Here is a 20,522-nt window from a genome sequence, read left to right on the forward strand (position 1 = left end):
AAAGCACACAACCATATCATTAGCAGGTTGAAAAGCAATGTTTTTCAGGAAAGTTTACCTGAAAAGTTAAGTCAAACAAAAGTTAAGTTAAACATTAGATTCTTTTTTTAATTGGAGTTGAATATACCCCGTAGTTTAATAGTATAATATATATTAATTTTGGGATATATTTTCGAAAAGTTAGAAAACAGTTAAGAAGTGGGCAAGCTTTTCAGTTAGGCTTGAGAGCTTTTTCTATTTATCGTCAAATTAAAACAATCTCATAATCAATTTGAAGAAAAAAGGCTTGCAGGTTAAGTTATTTATATTCGCCATCCAATAAATATTATTTTAATAAATATTCTAGCAGAGGTGATTATATGAACTATTACTGCAAGAAAACACACGGCGTACCGGCATTATTTTCTTTTTTCATCCCTGGGCTGGGCCAGCTTGTAAAGGGCGATCTGTCCAAGGCCGTGGGCATCTGGGCCGCTCTGGCATTCTGTCTATTCATGAGCATTGTCGGAATCGGATTTTTAATGGGACTGGTTGTCTGGATTGCACAGGTGTATGACGCCTATAATGCCTGAATAGAAACAGGTTAAGAAAGTAGTTTTACAAGTGATCTTTAGAGGAGAACGGCTTTTCAAGTTAAATTATTTTACTCCCCTCTTATTAAGTGTTTATAAAAGGTAAGCTCTATGAACTATTACTGCAAGAAAACACACGGAATTCCAGCCTTATTTTCTTTTTTCATCCCTGGCCTAGGCCAGCTTGTAAAGGGCGATCTGCTCAAGGCACTGGGCATCTGGATAGCCTTTATCGTCACCAGTGCCTTGCATATTTTCGGGATTGGATATTTAATATGGCTGATCATCTGGGTCTGGCAGCTTTATGATGCCTACAATGCGTGAATAAAAAAGTTTTCTATCGGATTCTTTCCTATTTTCCTGTCCGATCACATTTATTTAGTTAACTTTGAGCTGCAAGTTATCAATTTTACTATCAATATCTATCAAAATGTATCAAATTGATAGAACGCAAAAAGACAATCGATATCAGCGTCCATGGGCACCTATCAGTCTCTATCAATATCTGCGCACCATTTCCGCCTGCCATTCCGTTTCCGGCCATCCTCTAAAACCCCTTGATTTGTTTGTCCTGTCCAGGTAATTTACTACTTCATCAGCCGAAAACCCAAGATCCCTGAGCACACATCCTAGAACCGTGCCAGTTCTGCCTATACCTCCCACGCAGTGGACAACGATGCCTTTTCCTGCATCCATTTCTCTTTTTACTATGCTAGCTGCTCTCCTGACAAGCCACTCCAGTGTTTCAGGATCATATGGAGCATTACCATAATGCAGGTCTTCCAGTTCTGCAGAAAAAAGTACTTTGAGAGGATAGGGGTCATAGGATACCTCGGAATCACAGAGACAGACAACGCCTGAGAAACCTGCATTACCGATTTTCTCCCAGGGCGTGCTCATGGCTGGATAGGACATACCAGCCAGAAGCGCAGGCTCCTTAAGCACTACGTAGAAAGTCAGTGGGATTCGAATGCCTTCGATTACAGGCATTGATGTAGGACTCAATAATGAGGGTGCCATGCTAAAAGTATGAGATCAGAAGATATAAATTTTCATTTAAAGAGCAGGATATTGAGCATAAATGTGTAGTCAAGTCGGCTACCAGCAATAAATAGCAAAATCTCAGATATCTGCTGATTAGCCTGAGAGGGCTTGAAGAGAATCAAGTGAATTTACAGCCATTGAAAAAGTTATCCTGATTAATGAGAATGGCTAAAAAATTATTTTCAGCGGGGAAATGGAAGCTAGCGGCGGCTGTGTAAAAAATTATTGTCTAAACAATAATTGTTGTTACAATAATTAAAGTTCATCTGTTAATAACATAACCCTTGATTACGTAAATATTAGGTGCTCTTCTAAAAAGATCGACGACTTTCAAAAGATTGACGGTCGTTGAGGGAGACTATCTTCGGAACCTTTATTGAGTAATGTTAAATATTATTGTGTGTACAATTATTGTTATGACAATAAAATCTGAGTTCATAAATCGGGAGAGTGAGCTCAAATACCTTAATGAAGAGTATGAGAAAGATAATTTTCGGTTCATTTCAGTCATTGGCAGACGAAGGCTTGGAAAAACCCGCCTCATACGAAAGTTTTTGGAAGATAAAAATGACTTTAGCTACCTGCTTGTGCCCGAACTGAATGATCTGGAAGTCAGGCTTGAGATTGCAGAGAGTTTCCATGAGAAATTCGGGCTCAACTTTCTGGGCACTCCCTCATGGGATGAGCTTTTCGAAAAGCTCTTCCAGTTCTCAGAAAAAAAACGTATTATTCTTGTATTCGACGAGTTCCAGAGGTTTTTTGACATTAATAAAAGCATTTTTTCATATCTCCAAAAGCAGATAGACAGTTATGCAGCCGAATCGAAGCTGTTCTTTATCGTCTCAGGGTCTTCGATTGGTATGATGCACAGGATTTTTGACCACGCAGCCCCTCTCTATGGCAGGCGGACAGGCCAGCTTGGCTTTGAGGCTTTCAGGTTCTATACCTTGAAAGAGTGGTTTCCCGAGTTCTCCCCGGCCAACCGGGTGCATATATACGCAATCTACGGCGGAACCCCAAAATACTTAGAAGAAGTGGAGTCCAGAATTCTTGCAGAAAGCCTGAAGAAGATTCTCAGCCGGACCAGCCTTCTTTACTCCGAGCCCGAAAACCTACTAAAAACCGAAGTACAGGACAGTAACACCTACTTCAATATCATGAAAGTAATTGCAGCGGGCACGACGACCCCCTCGGAAATTGCAGTAGCTTCAGGCATTAAGCCCACCTCTATTGACTATTTCCTGACCGTGCTTCGAGACGACCTGGATCTCATCGTCAGGGAAATTCCGGTCTGTGAAAGGAAAACCACAAAAAAGAGTATCTACCTGATCAAGGACAATTTCTTCAAATTCTGGTTTCGCTTCATCTACCCAAACTATTCCGAACTCGAACTTGGAAATACCGACCTCGTTCTCTCAAAAATCGAAGCCGAACTTGACCGCTTTACAGGCCCGGCCTTTGAGGAAATCACCAGACAGTTTCTGATAGCCCTGAATCATCAGAAAAAGCTTCCTTTTACCTTCGGGAAAATTGCTAAGCAGTGGGGCAAATTCCGCGGAGAACCCGGAAAAAATACCTACGAAATCGACCTTGCAGCTCTAAACGAAAACACGAAAGAGATTCTCTTTTGCGAATGCAAATGGCAAAAGCAGCCTGTCGGAACAGAAGTGCTTGAGGGACTTATTGAGAAGGCAAAGCTTGTAGACTGGTACAGGGAAGAAAGAAAAGAGTATTTTGCTGTTATGGCAAGGGAAGGGTTTACGAACGAGGCTAAAAGGTTTGCAAAAGGAAAAGGGATGCTGCTTTTTTCACTGGAAGACCTGGATACGGTTAATGAGTGAAAAACTTCTTTTTTTCGGGTGGTTTTATCAGATATATCAAAATCTATCAGAATCTATCAAAATCTATCAAATTGATAGAAAATAAAAGGAATTGACAGATAGCAAAGAGTAGCTTCAGATTCTCCAGCCCACGAAGGAATTCCAGGTTTTGAAAGGCAGGCTAGAATTTGATCACGAAATGGAAGTTCGGATAAATTTTGATACTTTGTACTAAAGGTATCAACAGTAAGTTTAAAGTCTAACCGGGCCATTTGATACTTCTGTTACTTTTATCCCATACCTTTTAATATTCCCAATACCGTAACTATGAGAACTACTCATGCCAATCATCTTCAGGTGACTTTATCAATGTACTCTGACCGAATCAATGCATTACCCCCATATCTTTTTGCAGCTATAGACGAAGCAAGGGACGAATTAATTGCCAGGGGCGTTGACGTGATCGACCTTGGCGTGGGAGACCCTGACCTGCCGACGCATCCGCATATTGTAGAGGCTATGCGGGAGGCGGTTTGCAATCCGAAAACGCACCAGTATCCTTCTTATGCCGGGATGGCGGATTTCAGGAAGGCGGCGGCGGATTGGTGTAAGAAATATAAGGGGATTGAGCTTGACCCTGCAACTGAAGTTCTTTCCCTGATCGGGTCAAAGGAAGCGGTTGCGCATATTCCGCTCGCTTTTGTCAATCCCGGGGATGTTGTGCTTTACACTGATCCTGGGTATCCGGTTTACAAAATAGGGACGCTTTTTGCCGGCGGAGAGCCGTATCCGCTGCCGCTGACTGCCGAGAACGATTTCCTGCCTGATCTGGACTCGATTCCGGCGGATGTCCTGAAAAAGGCAAAACTTCTCTTCTTTAATTACCCGAACAATCCGACTGCTGCAACCGCAGACATGCGGTTCTTTGAAAAAGTAGTTGAGTTCTGCAAAAAGCACGACATTATTGCAGTACATGACAATGCTTACTGCCAGATGACGTACGACGGGTACGAAGCTCCCTCTTTCCTTGCTGCTGCCGGGGCAATGGATATTGGCATGGAACTCTATTCGCATTCCAAGACCTATAACATGACAGGCTGGAGGCTCGGGTTTGCGGTTGGAAACAGTGACATTATAAAGGGGCTCGGCAAGGTCAAATCCAATGTGGACTCAGGCGTCTTTGATGCGATCCAGATCGCAGGCATTGCAGCCCTGTGCTCTTCCCAGGACTGTGTCGATGAAACAAATAAGATCTATGAGGAGAGGCGGGATGCTCTCATCGAGGGGCTCACGGCTATGGGCCTTGAAGTAAAGCCGCCAAAAGCCACTTTCTACATCTGGGCACCTGTCCCGAAAGGCTTTACCTCAATAAGTTTTGCAAAACTCCTGCTCGAAGAAGCCGGGATCGTTGCGACCCCCGGAGTCGGGTTCGGAGACGCCGGCGAAGGCTACATCAGGTTTGCCCTTACAAAGACGGTTGAGAGGATTAAAGAAGCTGTCGAAAGGATGAAGACGCTGCAATTCTAACTGCCGCGTTTAAGAAATTAGAAAAATAACTCTGGCCATGCATATGGGATACAGGGCCAGAAAAATTTCTTTTTTATAAAGAGTATCCTCTTTTTCTTAAATTCTATTCTTAAATAACCTCTAACAGGCTTTAATTATCTTAAAAGACTTTAGAAGTCTTTAAAATTTTATTTTCTGTCAAAAAAGATATTTTTCCCGGTTACACTCAGCGGAATTGCAAAAATGACATCTGCATCAAGCAATCCCGAGACCCTTGCGGCTGCACCAATCGAATACATAACCCTGTTGTCGATACAGAGGTCTCTGGCTTTTGCAGCGGCTGAACCTACAGCAATTCCGAGATCTACGTATTTGAACATGCAGTTTGGGCCCTTAAATTCTACTTCTAACTTTTGCCGGTCCAGCATCTCTGCACAGGTTTTAAACCCGCAGGCTCCACAGTCCAGGCCCGCAGCTCCGCTGGTTTTAACTCCTATCAGGACTGCAGCTCCCGCATTTCGAAGATTTGCAGCATCTCTTTTCAGAAAAGCGTAGCCCGGCCCTTTTTCATCCGCCAGCCTTTCCATTGTCGAGGCAAGCACCTGAATATCCTTTTTTTCGACCAGGGCAGTTACAATATCGTCTACACCTTTTGCTTTCGGCGCAGTCCTTGCAGCCAGGAGGATGCTCTTTGCGAGTGTCTCAAGCACTTCGGATTCAGGATTAAGGATCATGCTCAGGTATTGGAACTGTCCGGGCTTAAGCATTTCGCAACTTTTTAACGGCTATTTTCCACGCTTAAAAGCTAAAAGTATGCCCGTTTGCGGGCGCATATGCATCCACGCCGATTTCTTCCAGAATCCACTGCGCAAAAATTTCGGTTTTGTCCCCATGCATTACAAAGACTCTTTCAGTGCCTTTTTTGCAAAAATTCTTTACAACCTTTTTGAGTTCGCTATCGCCGCTGTGGGCGGAAAAGTCGTACTGCTCCACCCTGGGCTTGAGAGTAAGGATATCTCCTCTGGTCTCAATAAGTCCGTGCTCAAGAGCCAGCCTGCCGTTCGTGCCCTCGGCCTGGTAGCCTGTAAGCAGGACTTTTGATTTAGGGTCTTTGTAAAGCCGGCTCAGGTAATACAGTACCGGCCCTCCGTTCAGCATTCCGGCTGTGGTAACAATGACCGAGGGTTCTTTAAGTACCGAATCCCGTTGCTGGTCTTTTACGGGAATAGCACGTCCGAAAGCCCTGTCAAGACGCTCGGGTTCTTTAAGGTATTCGGGATACTTTTTAAGAATTTTATACACATCCCTGCCCATGCCGTCCACATAAGCCCGAATTCCGTGGGCATCAAGCAGCATAAGTATCTCCTGAGTCCTGCCTATTGCAAAGGCAGGGATAAGGGCAGTGCCTCCCCTATCAACCGTATCCAGAATCGATTCGATAAACCTTTCTTCGGTTTCCTTTCGCGGGACATGCTCTTCCCCGAAATACGTGCTTTCGAGAATCAGAGTATCGGCCTCGGGAAACTCAGCCGCCCTGGGCACAAGCCTGGTTTCGGTCAGGCTGAAATCTCCGGTGTAAAACAGGCTCTCCCCGGATTCGGATTCCATGAAGATGCCAGCTGCCCCCGGGATGTGGCCTGCATCATGAAAACAAATCCTGTATCCGTGGCTTTTGAAAGGCTTATTATAATCTACTTTCTGTGTTTGCCTGGAAAGCTTCTGGAGGTCGTCGGGATCAAAAGGGGATACACCTGACAGGGTATTCTCTGCAAGTTTCAGGGTATCCCTTCCCAGCAGAAAAGCAAATTCTGCAGTCGGCGGGGTCATGAAAACCTCAGGATTCAGGTACATCAGGTTGGGCACAGCCCCGCAGTGATCAAGATGCCCGTGTGAAACAAGCACAACCTTCGGTTCCATGCCGTTGAGAGGATATTCCGGGATATCTCCTGTTTTTATGCCGTAATCGAGCAGGATTTCCCCATTTACTAAAAAACCCGAACGTCCTACTTCCCTGCATCCGCCTTTAAAGGTAAACTCCAGAATAAAACCTTCTTAAGATCTATTAAAATTTTACTATAATATTTACTATAATATATGCTATAATATTTGCTATAATATTGTTAAATACTTCTGTGAGCGCGGGCAGTCAAAGAAGAAAGGAAAAGTTTGAGATTCTGAAAATCGCTGTCATTTAGCTTAAGATTACTTCTTATAACTAAATTTTTTATCTTATTTTTATGATCGATTTCTAATTCACAGGTAAACATAAGAGTTCCCGCCAGCCTGCCTGGCAGTTCTTCCCAAAAACATGAAAGAAATTGAAGGAAATAGAGAAAAAGTAGTAAGAGGTTCAAAAGTCCCTTTTCATAGTTGTAAGGACTTGAAAACAAAGCTGAAATTCTCTGTCAATACAAAATAGCACACTATTTTTTAGGTTTCCAACAACTAACTACTTTAAGAACAGCATTCGATATACCTGCAAAAACAGCAATACCAATTGCCACCTTAAACCAAAATGTCCCTCCACCCTTAGACATAACGCAACATATGATAAACAACTATAAAAATATACATCAAGCTAATTTTTAATTTTAGGATATTCGAGAATGTAAAAAATGGCTTATAGATAAGATGAGAAAGGAAGGCATGATTTAAACTTCCTCTTTTTATTTCCCTTTCCTTTTCTTATCCTTTTCTTTTACTTTATTTTCAGGTTCCTTAACTTCCTCAACTGGCTTTTTAATTTTGTCGCTCGTTTCCTTATCTATCTTATCTCGTTTTGCAGCCTTTTGTTTCTTGGTCACCAATTTATAAACCTCTGGAAATCATTTTTACAAATTAATAATTATAAAACAGTCTAGTACTATATAAAGGTTCATCATTTCTTAATCCATTCTCATAGTTTTCCGTATCTTCTTCAAATTGTATGGGGAAAAGTAAGTTTCACATATTTGCTGAAATCGCTTTTTGATTTGCATGCTTTCGGAAGCTTCCGCCAGCTTATCTGGTGGCTCTTTTTAAAAAGTAGAAATAAAAAGTTTGAAAAAGTAGTAAAAACAGTAAAAGTGAATGCAGGTTACTATTTTCCTTTTCTTTTCGTTTTTGTCTTTTTTAGAAGGCCGCTCGCCTTCGTCGAGCGTGACAATCGTTTCAGTATAATGACTCGCGTTGCACAGGTCAGAAGTATTGTAATTTAGCCTCTTGAGGAATCTCACCATTATAAATCATAAATTAGTCTGCCTTTAGGGCGTAACAAGTTTGGTTTCTTGTTCAGATCCAGAAAGTTTCATCGCTGAGAGCCCATAAGAACTATAAATAAGCATAGAAAAATAAAGGTGATCAACCAGAACGAGAAAAAGAAATCTTACTTATTCTATTGCAGAAGAATCATTCACCATATCTAGAAAGACAGAGTTTCAGTTTCTGTATTTATCCTTTAGCATGGTCGCTTTCCAGCTGGAAAATTAATTTTGACCTGTGCAAAAAAGTGAAGGCAAATTAAAAGCAGATAGGGAGAGATAGAGTGCCTGATATCATTAATTCTGATACGGTCATAGTTGGGGGAGGTATCACAGGTCTTTATACCTGCTATAAACTCAGACAGTTAAAAGGGGTTAACCATACCATTTCTTTATTTGAAGCTACAGGTCGTTTTGGAGGTCGAATTGAGACTGTGGAGATGGGCGGGTTTTTAGCGGAATATGGTCCAATGCGATTTGAGAAGCTTGCACAGCCCCTGCTTATGAATCTCATAGCTGAACTTGGTCTGGAGACAAAATATTTCGTTCCTTACACAGCGGCAAAAGATCCTGATTCTCTTTTTGATCTGGCTTTTGATGAATCCGGTGGTCAGCGTTACGGAAGCAAATTGACAACACTTCAGCTTTTAAAGCTGGGCATTCTGCGTCTGTTAAATTCAAGCGGGGTAGATATGGACAACCCTGATGACCCCAGGCATCGGGCATGGTGGGCTACTCTTGACGAGGAGTACTACAGTTATGTGCGTAATAAGGCTGCCTACAATGGAAAATATCTCTACCAGATGGGCTTATGGAATGCACTAAGTCTTGTGCTTAGCCATCGTGCAGTGAATAAGATCATCCATCATGGGACGTTTTACCATTTTATTCATTTTAACCCCAATGCAGCAGAATGGATTATTTTCTGGCTGCGTGGGCTGCATCCAGACGATGAGCTGGTTGGCATAGCACAGGGTACCGAATCCCTTGTTCAGGAGCTGGTTCACAGATTTGGCTCCGAATCAGAACTTTCGGTCTCGTTACACCTAAATCACAGGTTGACAGCCCTTTCTCCCCAGCCTGACGGGCGAGTTTTACTGGAATTTAAGACTGACAATACTGCAGTTCAGGTACTGGCAAAACATATTGTTCTGGCATTACCCCGTTATCCCCTGATGCAGCTTCGCCCTCTTTTACCCCAAAGTATTGGAGAGCTGGTAGATTCCGTAATTCCTATTCCACTGGTAAAATGTTTCTTTGTTAATGAGAACCCGTGGTGGGATGAATTCACACCAGCACAGACACGGGCTTCATCCACTCCCGCAAGAGAAATCCATTATGGTTTCAGGGATGATGGAACCGGTAAACGTGGAATTGTTATGGTCTATGGTGACCCGCCCAGTATGCGCTACTGGACGCCATTCGTAAAACAACAGGAACATCTAAAAGCAGAGTTAAATTTTGATAAGCGTCTTGTTGAAGGCTACCTTCAGTATTTACGGTCGAATCCCGATAGTACAGACATTAAAGAAATAGAAGCAGAAGCTGAATTAATAAGCTGTTTTGGCATAAGGGATTGGAGCCGTGAGCCTTTTGAGGCTGGATGTCACATCTGGAAACCTGGCGTCCGTGCTGAAGAGGCAATAAAAGAGTTAACTGCATTCTCATTACAATATGGGTCGTCATCAAATAAGAATATCCATATCTGTGGCGAGGCTTATTCGGATTTTCAGGGTTTTATCGAAGGCGGTTTACGCACAGCCCTGCAAGTTATAAATCACATTACTGATTCTGGTAAAGACGTCTCGCCTTCATCGAGCGTGACAAAAACGACCCTGTATGGCGAATAAAGTTTTAAGGGTCAGAATTAAGGTTCAAATTTATGACCGGCTCTAAATTGAGATTCAAATTTATAACCGGCTCTAAAAAAAATAAAATAAAAAGCCGGCGTGAGTGAGGACTATTTTCATACGTCCTCAACTGTGCCGTTATCTTCAACCGTGCCGCTGCCTTCAACTGTGCCGTTGCATGAGACCTGCCAGTTTTTAACCTTCTTTACGCTCATCTTTATTGTTTTTGCAAGTTCTATGGGATCGGCTTCTGCCAGGGCTTCCACGCTTGTAATTCCGGCTTCTTCCAGTTTTCCTGCTGTGGCTTTTCCAACGCCTTCGAGATCCTTAATTGATTTCGGGCGCTCCTTTTTGGGCTGCTGGGCCTGCTCTTCCTGCTGGGTTTTCTGCCATTCTATGAAATTGCACTGAGGGCAGCCGAGGTCCCAGGGTCGTTTTCCGGAATTGATTATGCGAATATGGTGCAGTCCGTGGGCTTCACACATCTTGTCTATAACCACGATCTGTCCGCTTTTTGGCAGGGGGAGGGAAAAGGTACAGTTCGGATAGTTGCTGCAGCCTATAAAACGGCCTCCCCTTTTCGAACGCCTGATCATAAGCTCGTTTCCGCAACCTGAGCAGGTGCCTATTATCTTGTCTTCCCTGAGGCCCGCCTGGAGGGATTCCACGATATTATCCCGGTTTTTGTCGAGTTCCGAGAAGACCTGTTTTAACATCTCCCGCGACTCCTCAAGCACTGACAGCTCTTTGATCTTGCCCTCGGCAATCCGGTCCATGTTTTCTTCAAGCAGCTTTGTCATGTCCGGTTTTGTGATGGTAGGGGAGTACTTCTCAAGGGTATCCATTACTGCAAAAGAGGTATTCGTGGGCTGCACGGGGTTTCCGTGGATGTAAGCCCTGGAATAAAGCTTGCTGATTATCTCGTGCCGAGTTGCTTTAGTTCCGAGCCCGAGCTCTTCCATGATATTGATAAGCCTTCCCTGCCCGTAGCGGCCCGGAGGTTGGGTTTCTTTATCCAGCATCTCTTTCTTTATCACTTTCAGAGAATCGCCTTCATGAAGTTCGGGAAACAGCCTGTCTTCAGGTGCATTATAAGGATAATACCATCTCCAGCCCGGTTCTACAAGCCTTGCTCCGTTTGCCCTGAATTCTTCCCCCTGAATCTCAAGTTTCAAACGCATGGTTTCCCACTCACTTGGCCCGGCAAAAGTTGCAAAAAATCGCCTGATTACAAGTTCATACACCTTCCATTCTTCCTCTTTTAAGTCGGCCTTTTTTGCGAGTGAAACAGGAAAAATCGGAGGGTGGTCAGTAGTCTCTTTCTTGCCTCGCGTAGGAACAAGTTCGGCTTTCTCAAGCAGGGCGTTTGCATATTCTTTAAAGGGGCCCTCCCTGAAAATCTCGATCTGGGCTTTCAGGTCCAGGGTATCGGGATAAACCGTATTGTCGGTTCTGGGGTATGAAATATAACCGTTAGTGTAAAGAGATTCGGCTATGCGCATTGCGTTTGAGGGACTGAGCCCGATTGAGTTCGCTGCGCTTATGAAACCTGTAGTATTGAATGGAATCGGGGGCTGGTCAGTCTTCTTCCCTTTTTCGATTTCCTTTAACTGAGCCTGTTTCCCCATTTTCTTAAAGGCTCTTGCTGCCTCCTCTTTGTCCAGAAAGCGGCGGGTTGAGTGCTGAGCTGAAAAAATTTCTCCTTCGGCATTTTGAAGTTCGGCATGGATCTCCCAGTAAGGAGTCGGGACAAAAATATTCCTTTCTTTTTCCCTGTCAACAATAAGAGAAAGTGTTGGAGATTGTACCCTGCCTACCGACAGGAACATCTTCCCAAGCCTGCCTGCGGCAAGAGAAATGTAACGGGTAAGGGCTGCACCCCATACGAGGTCAATGACCTGCCTGGAATGGCCTGCATCCGCGAGATTAAAATCAACATCTGTAGGGTTTGAAAAAGCGGCTTCGATTGCTTTTGGAGTTATTGCACTGTAACGGACGCGGTCAAAGGGAGCATCCGGATTCACCTTTTTTATAATATTGAGGGCTTCGACTCCTATCAATTCGCCTTCCCGGTCGTAGTCAGTCGCGATCGTGACCCTGCCTGCCTCTTTTCCCAGGCTTTTCAGGGCAGTTACGATCTTCCGGTTGATAGGAGTTGTTATTATATCGGCGTCGATGAGGGCTTTAGCATCCACCTTCTGCCAGTTATTGTACTCCTTGGGGAAATCGATCCCTACGATATGGCCCGACAACCCTACAACCGCAGTCTCCTGCTTCTTCCCATCGGACGTGATCTCATACCGGTATACGTCCACTCCGCTGACTCTATCCTTCTTCGGGTTCTTTGGAGCCAGAATCGCAGCTATCCTCCTTGCTGCTATATTTTTTTCCGTTACGATAAGGTGCATTTAAAACTCCGGTATAATTTTTTTATATTCTGAGGAGGAATACTGGCGTACCCCAAAACTCCTGCCAGTCTGAGACAAAGCCTGCCTCCTAATTCTTGAAGTTTCCTTTTGCAATATAAATTTTTGGATTGACTCTCTAAATACACTGTCATCCGTGACTAAAATTATCCTCAGAGCTCTTTATCCCAGGCCTTTTTTTAAAAGGCTTGAGCGCAAACCTTTTTAAAAAAGGTTTGATCGAAAACCCCAAGAAACGGCGTGATCAACCGGCGCAACGGTTGGTGATAAACCGGTGCAACGCAAGCCTTTTTAAAAAAAGCTTGAGCGAAAACGCCTTCTTCCGTCTATTAGGATTTAGGATTTTTCATCACCTTCAATCAGGCTGAAAACAAGTTCTACTGCTTCTTCCGGACTTTTTGCCCTGTGAACGCCTTCGATTTTCCAGCCTGGTTCGAGAACCACTACAGGCTTTCTCATCTTAAGGCCCAGCGCTATCTCCGAAAGCGTTCCGTATTCTCCACTAACTGCAATCAATGCATCTGAGGACTGGGCTATGAGAGCGTTTCTGGCATGTCCCATTCCACTGACAACCGCGATATCTATCCAGAGATTTGCTTCCTCTCTCAGGGTGCCGGGCAGAATTCCCAGGGTTATTCCTCCTTCCTGCTTTGCTCCGTATGCTGCGGCTTCCATAACTCTTCCCAGGCCTCCGCAGAGCAGAACCGCCCCTCTTTTTGCTACCTCTCTCCCGACCGCCTCTGCAACTGCCCTGGACTCGCTGCCGCAAACCCCTGCGCCTATAACTCCTATCTGCTTTCTGGCCGCTATTTTCATCAATGCTCTCATAAAGTAGACACCTTTTTCTTTATTTCAGGTCTTTGATATGAAGTCTCCTTTTTCCAGGCAGTCCGGGCTTGCTGGCTTTCAAATATAATCAGATATAGTGGCTCTGGATTTCCACAATCTCAGTACTGTTCTTCGCGGTTGCATACTCCTCAAGCGGCTCTTTATTCAGCTCGAGAAAACTGTGCCCCCAGTTAAACTTGGAGAGGACTTTCTCAGCCTGTTCTTTATGCCCCAGAATGTAGAGAGCTGCTGCAAAGGCTTCGGCTGAGTTGAGTTTGAAGGGCCTTCCGAAATTAACAGGATTGCCTGCAAGCAGGTAAGGAAGGGCCCTGTGCTCAAGGTTCAACTTCGAAAGTTCGGGAAATATCCTTTCTACTTCTTCCCAGGAACAATCAAGTACGATAATCCCTTTACCGGCGTCATCGGCAGGAGAAAGAGCTTTTTCTGCAGTCGGGTCCAGAAGAATCGCTGATCTGGGCAGCCTTGATATCCTGTCGTAAAGACGGGCAAGGTCAAAGCGAGCCAGCTTCCTTCCGGTGCACTTTTTCGGGTCACACTGCCCGGCATGGTAGATGTAGAGGGAAATATCCCGTTGATTTGTCGGATTCATCACTGATCCTCTGAGATATAGAATTCTATTTAAACAGCTTCCTTATTTACCTGTTTCCTTGTTTTTCGTTTTTATCTGTTTCTTTGTCTATCTTTCTCGAACATTTATTCCCAACTAGCAAAGCATTTTGTGAGAATTAATAATAAGTTAATTTATATATAATAATTTGTATATAATTTTATATATTACTGCTTCGTGTTTGGCCAAGTGTGGAGAGGGAATTAATATTGAAATTGATGTCGTATAACATCCTCTCTTCATCATCCGAAGTGGTGGATAAGCAGTTTATTTTAGCCAGCGTCTTCCAGTGCTTTCATGATGGAAAAAATACGGTCAGTTAATACTCTTTCATAGCGAGGTTTGGGGTTTATTAGGGGTAGATTGCAAAGGTTGGTGAATTCCATTGGTTAATTCCATCAATGAATTGCTCCGGAAAGAGAATATTATTCTTCCTCGTGGGGGAAGGCTATATTCTCTTTAATTCTGGCTATTCCTGAGTGTAGATAAATCATCCGGAAACATGAAATCCGTATCCAGATAAGTGATACCTCTTTAGCTTTGCACACATCTGTATTCTGGCTGCGGAAGTTATGGCTGAAGAACTAAAGTTTGGGGAGATGGATTCTAATGGAACAACCAGTTGATGTTATGGAACAGTCAATTGATTCTGATTACGAGACTGGGTATGATATACTGCAGGTACCCTGGTGGGTGGTCCTTCTGGAAGGCATTATTGCTATTCTTGTAGGCTTATTCCTCTTATACAGGCCTGCAGCAACCACTATCTTTCTCGTACAGCTTCTGGGTATTTTCTGGCTGGCGGAAGGGATTCTTTCTGTTATAGGAGCGCTGATATTTTCGGGGAACAGGGTATGGAAACTGCTTTCGGGTATCCTGAGCATTATTGCAGGAGTCGTTATACTGACGTATCCGATCTACAGTCCTTTCATAGTTCTTACGTTGTTCATTATTTTCATAGGGGTATGGGCTGTTATCAACGGGGTCGTAAAAGTTGTCCTGGCCCTTAAAGGAGGGGGATGGGGTACGGGAATCCTCGGTATTCTTACCATAATCCTCGGCCTGCTCCTTCTAACCAACTCGCTGGCAGGAGTCCTGATACTACCCTGGATATTCGGTTTTTTCCTTATTATCGGGGGAATCGGGTCACTGATCTGGGGGCTAAAAATGCGAACCTGAAGAGGGAGTTTTTCAAGATAAAGACAGGAGACAAAGAAAAAAATAGGAGACAGGAATATGGATAGACCTATTGGTGTTACTATACTAGCCGCTCTGGCTGTATTGCTGGCATTTATAAACGCTATTGTAATGCTTCGTTTTCTTGGATTTTTGCCCTTTCTAGGGGCTTTGGATATCCGCATTTTCAACTTCTGGTACGCGCTATTATACGGTCTGCTCGCCTATATATGGGCGTGGGTGGCTCAGATGCTCTGGCAGGTAGACCGGGAGGCCTGGATGTTTCTGGCCATTATCACGATATTTAATCTGTGCCTGAGTTTTGTGGTGCTGGTTACAGGCGGCTCATGGTATGATGTAAACTTTACAGTTATCGTGAACGCCCTTATCCTCATCTATATCATGCTACCGGGGGTTAGGGAAGCATTCGGGACTGATTAAGGAGTAGCTGTGCCCTGGCTGTAGATTATGATTTTCAGAGTGATGAAAAAAAGGCTCCTGACTTCCAGTTCTATTTATCTGGAGGGATTTATCTGGAGGGCAGCCTGCCTGCGACTGGATAAGAGGATCTTCTTTACCGCAGGTCTCGGGTCTTATTCCCACTTATAGGGGGCGATAACATAGAGAGAAAGACTGTACTTGCTGCACTCGTACTTGCAATGTTTATACTCGTTATTGACACGACAATTATGAATGTTTCAATTTCGGCACTTATCGAGGAGTTTAATACGGATGTTGCCACTGTCCAGGCTGCCATTACACTCTATGCCCTCGTAATGGCGTCATTTATGATCACCGGAGGGAAGGTCGGAGATATTATTGGCAGAAAAAAGGCATTCAGGGTAGGACTGGTCATCTACGGTACTGGTTCTCTCCTTACTTCAATCAGCCCGACAATGGCTGTACTGTTTTTAGGCTGGTCGATCCTTGAAGGGTTTGGGGCAACCCTTGTCATGCCTGCTATCCAGACACTAGTGACCTCAAACTACAGTGGGAAGGACCGTGCCCTTGCTTACGGCATAATAGGGGGAATTGTTGCAGGCGCAATTGCCCTCGGGCCCATTATAGGAGGCTGGCTGACAACCTGGTACACCTGGAGGCTTGCCTTTGCCGGGGAGGTGGTGATCGTGGTCATTGTCCTGTTTTTAAGCCGATATATTCTTGATGCGCCTCTTGAGACTGAAGGGAAACCAAAGCTGGATATAACTGGTACTATACTCTCTGCACTTGGGGTGGGGCTTATTGTTTTTGGCGTATTACTGGCAGGGATCTATGGGTGGTGGAATGCACGTCAGCCTTATTATATAGGAGGGATTGAAATTTCCCCGTTCGGTCTTTCCCCTACCCCGGTGTTTGTTTTTGCAGGAGTTATTATCCTGCTGATTTTTGCCCTCTGGGAACGTCACGTCATCAGTCTGGGGAAGACGCCACTCATAAGGCTCGATGTACTCAGGGACCGTGGGGTTACTTCAGGCGTTTTTACTCAGATGGTTCAGACCCTTCTTTTTGGAGGTTTTCTGTTCAGCATGGCTCTCTTCTTTCAGATCGCCCTGGGCCTCAACGCAATGCAGACAGGCTTTCTCTACCTCCCCCTCTCCATACCGCTCTTAATTGCTTCGCTTGCAGCATCCCGGTTATCTGCCCTTATATCTCCAAAGCGCATCATCCAGGCTGGGTTACTCATACTTATTGCAGGGCTTTTTCTGGCTGTCGCTACCATTAATGTGGAGGTCAGAGGGCTCGGCCTGCTGACCGGGTTTGCCTTAATTGGTATAGGTGGGGGGCTTATAGCGTCTCAGGTAATGAACCTGGTACTTTCGCAGGTAGTTCCTGAAAGAACGAGCGAGACAGCTGCCCTTATGAGCGCTTCTCAGAACCTGGGTATGTCCCTCGGGACTGCCCTGATGGGCTCCATTGTCATTGCAGGTCTGGTGGTAGGAGCCACTGCCCTCATCGATGACAGTACTGTTATTCCGGAAGATCTCAAGCCCTCTGTGATATCGTCAGTAGAGGAGAATGCCCGCTTTTTGAGCGATGAAGAACTGCAGGCTGTCCTGAAAGACGCCCCTCCTGACGTTTCACAGGAGATCTTGAGGATCAACGAAACCGCCCGCATTGAGGGGATAAAAGCTTCGCTCTGGGGGCTGGTGATTTTTGCTGTAGTGGGCTTAATCGTTTCGATCTTCCTGCCACCTGAAATTCTGGTTCCTCCGCAAACCGAGCAGTAAGGCAGCCTATATTTGAAAAAACCTGAAAAGATTTAAGGCTGGAAGAATAATTTCTGAACTATATTTCAGTATGAAAATGCTTTTTCTTTTTTTCATTCATTTTATTGAGGGTAAAAATCTGTTTATCATTCTCGTGGCAATTCTCTTTTAAAAACAGGGCTTTTCTGCCAATTAAGCTCTTGTGTAATTTGCCATGAAATTAATAGATCGGGAATGAATAAATATATATATCTACAGTTCTTGCAGTAGAGATGATGAGATCTTCCCTGATCACAGTGCTCCTCTCTTCCGAAAAAAGGACCGAGCTGCTTCTCCTTCTCAAAGATAAGCCTCGGACCATTGAAGAAATCAATGATGAGCTAGATACAAATTCAGTCGCGATCCTGCCCCAGCTTAAAAAGTTAAAAGAAAACGGGCTCGTGATTCAGGAGGATAGGGTATATGAGCTTTCCCTGCTCGGGAGAATTATTGTCCGAAAAATGGAGTCCCTTGTGAAAGCCTTCAGGCAGCTTGAGGATGACCACGATTGAGCCGGTATTCAGATATATTCAGATATTTAGATATATTGTAACTTCGAGTTTTACAGAACCTTTTTTCCTGAGGCTGCGAATCCGGCAGACTGCTGAATACTAAAATCAAGATTCGGAGATGTATCCCGATTGCCAGTAATCTCCGCTGCCATCGGTCTTCACTGCCATTAATCTCTGCTGCCGTTAATCTCCGCTGCCATTAATCCTGCTGCCAGCTACCGAAAATTACTGATTTCATTCCGATTTGAAGCCGCTTTTAAGTTTATTTCCATATTTCAAGCTTTCCTGTCCTTACTCCTGCTTTTCCAGTTGCTTTTGAGCTTTTTCCCTTACCTCTGCAAAGATATCCTTTCCTTTTGCGTCAATTCCCACAATAAGCGGCCCGAACTCTTCCACCCTGAGCACCCAGACTGCTTCAGGCATTCCAAGGTCAAGCCAGTGGACGGCTTTTACTTCTTTGATTAACTCTGCGGCAAGGGCTGCACATCCGCCTGTATATGCCAGATAAACACATCTTTTCTTTAGGGCATAGGCTACGCCTTTCATTCCGCCTTTTCCGATGATTGCCCGAATTCCGTGAGCTTTCAGGAGAGGAGGCGTCATTTTTGACATCCTGCCGCTGGTTGTAGGGCCTGCTGAGACAACTTTCCAGCCACTTCCGGTTTGCTGCATAAGGGGGCCGCAGTGGTAGATTACTGCCCCTTGAAGAGAGAAAGAAAGTTCTTTTCGCTTTTCTCCCATTTCGAGAATTCTTGCATGGGCTTCATCCCTGGCAGTCAGGATTTCTCCTGAGATATAGACTATATCTCCGGCCCTGAGTTTCTCGATATCCTCGATTTTCAGCGGAGTTTGCAGGTAATATTCCATTATTCTTCCCCCCTGAACACAACCGAAGCATGCCTGTTCGCCCAGCACTGGATATTTACTGCAACCGGAAGGGATGCTGTATGGCAGTGAGAGGTTTTTACGTGCACTGCTAGGGTGGTTGTGCTGCCTCCAAGCCCCATGCAGCCTATCCCGAGAGCATTTACAGCCTCAAGGATTTCTCTTTCCAGGCCTTCCATAGGGGCATCAAGGGGCTCAAGCAGTGCTTCTTTTGCAAGCCTGGCTGCCGCATCAAAAGAACCTCCTATCCCGACTCCTATGGTCAGGGGAGGGCAGGGCATTCCTCCGGCGTTTACTACGGTTTCGAGCACGAAGTTTTTGATACTCCCGGCTTCTGTCGGATTTAACATACGTAGCGAACTCATATTTTCCGAACCTGCGCCTTTAGGGGCAGCAGTGATCTTTAACTGGTTCCCTGGTACGAATTTCCAGTGAATATCCGGAATTCCGGCTCCTGTATTGTTTCCACTGTTCTTTCGGGTCAGCGGGTCGACTGCATTCGGGCGGAGAGGGATTTCGGCTGTTGCCAGGATTACTGCCTCCCTGATTGCTGCCTCCAGGTCAAAGCCGGGCTGAAATTCGGTCCCGATTTCTGCAAAAAAGATCATTATTCCCGTATCCTGGCACATGGGAACTTCGTGCTTTTTTGCAATCTCAATATTCTTCAGGATTGCCTGGAGCTGGGATTTTGCAACAGGATTTTCTTCTACGGCTTCGGCTTTCCTGAGTGCGTCCACTACATCGTCAGGAAGTTCTATTTCCGCTTTTCTTAAAAGGTCTGCAATAGACCGGATAAAGGTTTCACGACTGAGTTTCGAAGACAAAGAATCACCAAAAACGGATCAAATAATAGAAAGATAAGTGCAGGAGAGGGAATTAATTTCCTTCATCGCCTGCAGAAATAAATTCTGAGTTTTTTGAGATTACATGCCTGGATTTAAATAAATCTTATCCTTATATGCCGGGGCCTGACTCTGTTTTATTCTCGCATGTTTTTAACTGTCGGCTTGTTTATGGCTATACGATTCTCAGGATACGCTATCCTGCTCCGCTTGCAGATAAAAGATTCTTCCAGGTCGGCTCCCATCTGCTGCGCCAGCCCCGAAGGAATGCCCATGATCATCAATTCGGGAGGCAGCCAGGGGTTTCCGGTAGGATCGACAGGCCCGACATAAGCCGAGTCTTTGGGCGCATTTTCTGACATGCCCGCAGGAAAAGCGATCATTGTAACGCAGGTAGGTCCTCCGGAGATTACAGTTTTAAAAAAGGGATCTGAGTTACTGAACTGCGCCAGTCCGCAGAGATTCCTTATTTGCTCGGCGCCTGCAAAGACAATAAAAGACCTGACAGTTTCCGGCATAAGGTCGGCAGTGCACGGGGCAATGACTGTGTATTTGCCTTGTGGGACAATTTTTCCTGCTCGCTCTCTCAGCTCATCGAACAGTTCAGGAGTTGCCTTTAAATGCTCGGCAGCGCCGCCATGGAAGTCTGGCGTGCCCACAGTCACGAAGTACTTCAGTTTCGGGTGCGGTTCTGCGAGCCCCATCCATACTAATCCGCCGGCGCAGCACTGTTCGTGGCCTGTTTCAATATATAAGGAAGGCGTCTCTTCAAAGAAAGCGGAAATATAAGCCGCCTTTGCTATACAGCGGTCTACCGTGTATGATGGAACGGCTCCTTCTGGAATCTCATCCGTATCGTAAACACATAAGGGGCGTAATTTCAACCTGCCGGCTTCTGTAAGCTTTTTCCCCATTTCTCCAGGGCTTAACATAATGAACCTACCTGTA

Annotated in this window: 19 protein-coding genes; 9 read left to right on the plus strand and 10 right to left on the minus strand. The window is 44.8% G+C overall.

The features are described 5' to 3' along the window. Nucleotides 1-359: 359 nt before the first annotated feature. Together ACPK8D_RS04130 and ACPK8D_RS04135 are read left to right on the plus strand one after the other, a co-directional pair. Nucleotides 360-572 carry a hypothetical protein gene (locus ACPK8D_RS04130; RefSeq protein ID WP_424716574.1) on the plus strand — a complete coding sequence of 71 codons (213 nt, stop codon included), beginning with the start codon at nucleotides 360-362 and terminating at the stop codon, nucleotides 570-572. 111 nt (nucleotides 573-683) lie between these two features. After that, nucleotides 684-896 (plus strand): hypothetical protein, encoded by a 213-nt coding sequence (locus ACPK8D_RS04135; RefSeq protein WP_424716575.1) that lies wholly within the window; start codon nucleotides 684-686, stop codon nucleotides 894-896. A 174-nt stretch (nucleotides 897-1,070) separates the two neighbouring features. Here ACPK8D_RS04135 and ACPK8D_RS04140 read toward each other — a convergent pair whose 3' ends face one another. Then, nucleotides 1,071-1,592, minus strand: a complete 522-nt coding sequence (locus ACPK8D_RS04140; protein ID WP_424716576.1) for a protein-tyrosine phosphatase family protein — start codon at nucleotides 1,590-1,592, stop codon at nucleotides 1,071-1,073. Between the two features lie 440 nt (nucleotides 1,593-2,032). Between ACPK8D_RS04140 and ACPK8D_RS04145 the strand changes: the two genes are divergently transcribed. Continuing rightward, on the plus strand, nucleotides 2,033-3,457 hold the full coding sequence (locus ACPK8D_RS04145) for an ATP-binding protein (protein ID WP_424716577.1): 1,425 nt from the start codon (nucleotides 2,033-2,035) through the stop codon (nucleotides 3,455-3,457). Nucleotides 3,458-3,805: 348 nt separating this feature from the next. Then, on the plus strand, nucleotides 3,806-4,963 hold the full coding sequence (locus ACPK8D_RS04150) for an LL-diaminopimelate aminotransferase (RefSeq protein WP_424716578.1): 1,158 nt from the start codon (nucleotides 3,806-3,808) through the stop codon (nucleotides 4,961-4,963). 167 nt (nucleotides 4,964-5,130) lie between these two features. On the opposite strand, the gene ACPK8D_RS04155 is transcribed toward ACPK8D_RS04150, so the two are convergent. From ACPK8D_RS04155 to ACPK8D_RS04165, 3 genes are all read right to left on the minus strand, one after another. After that, a complete protein-coding gene (locus ACPK8D_RS04155; RefSeq protein ID WP_424716579.1) occupies nucleotides 5,131-5,676 on the minus strand; it encodes a ferredoxin domain-containing protein in 546 nt (181 codons plus the stop codon). 64 nt (nucleotides 5,677-5,740) lie between these two features. After that, nucleotides 5,741-6,982, minus strand: a complete 1,242-nt coding sequence (locus ACPK8D_RS04160) for an MBL fold metallo-hydrolase (protein WP_424716648.1) — start codon at nucleotides 6,980-6,982, stop codon at nucleotides 5,741-5,743. A 626-nt stretch (nucleotides 6,983-7,608) separates the two neighbouring features. Continuing rightward, on the minus strand, nucleotides 7,609-7,746 hold the full coding sequence (locus ACPK8D_RS04165) for a hypothetical protein (protein WP_424716580.1): 138 nt from the start codon (nucleotides 7,744-7,746) through the stop codon (nucleotides 7,609-7,611). A 719-nt stretch (nucleotides 7,747-8,465) separates the two neighbouring features. Between ACPK8D_RS04165 and ACPK8D_RS04170 the strand changes: the two genes are divergently transcribed. Beyond that, the gene (locus ACPK8D_RS04170; RefSeq protein WP_424716581.1) at nucleotides 8,466-10,031 is read left to right on the plus strand and encodes a flavin monoamine oxidase family protein; all 1,566 of its coding nucleotides are present in this window, start codon (nucleotides 8,466-8,468) and stop codon (nucleotides 10,029-10,031) included. A 116-nt stretch (nucleotides 10,032-10,147) separates the two neighbouring features. Here ACPK8D_RS04170 and ACPK8D_RS04175 read toward each other — a convergent pair whose 3' ends face one another. The 3 genes from ACPK8D_RS04175 to ACPK8D_RS04185 form a co-directional block, all read right to left on the minus strand. After that, entirely contained in the window at nucleotides 10,148-12,439 is a 2,292-nt protein-coding gene (locus ACPK8D_RS04175; RefSeq protein ID WP_424716582.1) for a DNA topoisomerase I, read from the minus strand. A gap of 354 nt (nucleotides 12,440-12,793) precedes the next feature. Then, the gene (locus tag ACPK8D_RS04180; protein ID WP_424716649.1) at nucleotides 12,794-13,273 is read right to left on the minus strand and encodes a TIGR00725 family protein; all 480 of its coding nucleotides are present in this window, start codon (nucleotides 13,271-13,273) and stop codon (nucleotides 12,794-12,796) included. A gap of 100 nt (nucleotides 13,274-13,373) precedes the next feature. Beyond that, nucleotides 13,374-13,895 (minus strand): DUF367 family protein, encoded by a 522-nt coding sequence (locus tag ACPK8D_RS04185; RefSeq protein WP_424716583.1) that lies wholly within the window; start codon nucleotides 13,893-13,895, stop codon nucleotides 13,374-13,376. Between the two features lie 648 nt (nucleotides 13,896-14,543). On the opposite strand from ACPK8D_RS04185, the gene ACPK8D_RS04190 reads away from it, so the two are divergent. The 4 genes from ACPK8D_RS04190 to ACPK8D_RS04205 all read left to right on the plus strand — a co-directional run bounded on the left by ACPK8D_RS04190 (nucleotide 14,544) and on the right by ACPK8D_RS04205 (nucleotide 17,847). After that, entirely contained in the window at nucleotides 14,544-15,092 is a 549-nt protein-coding gene (locus ACPK8D_RS04190) for an HdeD family acid-resistance protein (RefSeq protein WP_424716650.1), read from the plus strand. Nucleotides 15,093-15,260: 168 nt separating this feature from the next. Continuing rightward, on the plus strand, nucleotides 15,261-15,530 hold the full coding sequence (locus ACPK8D_RS04195; protein ID WP_424716584.1) for a hypothetical protein: 270 nt from the start codon (nucleotides 15,261-15,263) through the stop codon (nucleotides 15,528-15,530). 218 nt (nucleotides 15,531-15,748) lie between these two features. After that, nucleotides 15,749-17,317 (plus strand): MFS transporter, encoded by a 1,569-nt coding sequence (locus ACPK8D_RS04200; protein WP_424716585.1) that lies wholly within the window; start codon nucleotides 15,749-15,751, stop codon nucleotides 17,315-17,317. Nucleotides 17,318-17,568: 251 nt separating this feature from the next. Further along, nucleotides 17,569-17,847: an ArsR family transcriptional regulator gene (locus tag ACPK8D_RS04205; protein WP_424716586.1), complete on the plus strand. Its 279-nt coding sequence runs from the start codon at nucleotides 17,569-17,571 to the stop codon at nucleotides 17,845-17,847. 291 nt (nucleotides 17,848-18,138) lie between these two features. On the opposite strand, the gene ACPK8D_RS04210 is transcribed toward ACPK8D_RS04205, so the two are convergent. The 3 genes from ACPK8D_RS04210 to ACPK8D_RS04220 all read right to left on the minus strand — a co-directional run bounded on the left by ACPK8D_RS04210 (nucleotide 18,139) and on the right by ACPK8D_RS04220 (nucleotide 20,506). Then, entirely contained in the window at nucleotides 18,139-18,714 is a 576-nt protein-coding gene (locus ACPK8D_RS04210) for a FumA C-terminus/TtdB family hydratase beta subunit (RefSeq protein WP_424716587.1), read from the minus strand. Further along, nucleotides 18,714-19,556, minus strand: a complete 843-nt coding sequence (locus ACPK8D_RS04215; protein WP_424716588.1) for a fumarate hydratase — start codon at nucleotides 19,554-19,556, stop codon at nucleotides 18,714-18,716. Before ACPK8D_RS04215 ends, ACPK8D_RS04210 begins: the two co-directional genes overlap by 1 nt. Nucleotides 19,557-19,711: 155 nt before the next feature. Next, nucleotides 19,712-20,506, minus strand: a complete 795-nt coding sequence (locus ACPK8D_RS04220) for a DUF169 domain-containing protein (RefSeq protein WP_424716589.1) — start codon at nucleotides 20,504-20,506, stop codon at nucleotides 19,712-19,714. Nucleotides 20,507-20,522 lie beyond the last annotated feature (16 nt).

The organism is Methanosarcina sp. (assembly GCF_049706645.1).
Taxonomy (GTDB): domain Archaea; phylum Halobacteriota; class Methanosarcinia; order Methanosarcinales; family Methanosarcinaceae; genus Methanosarcina.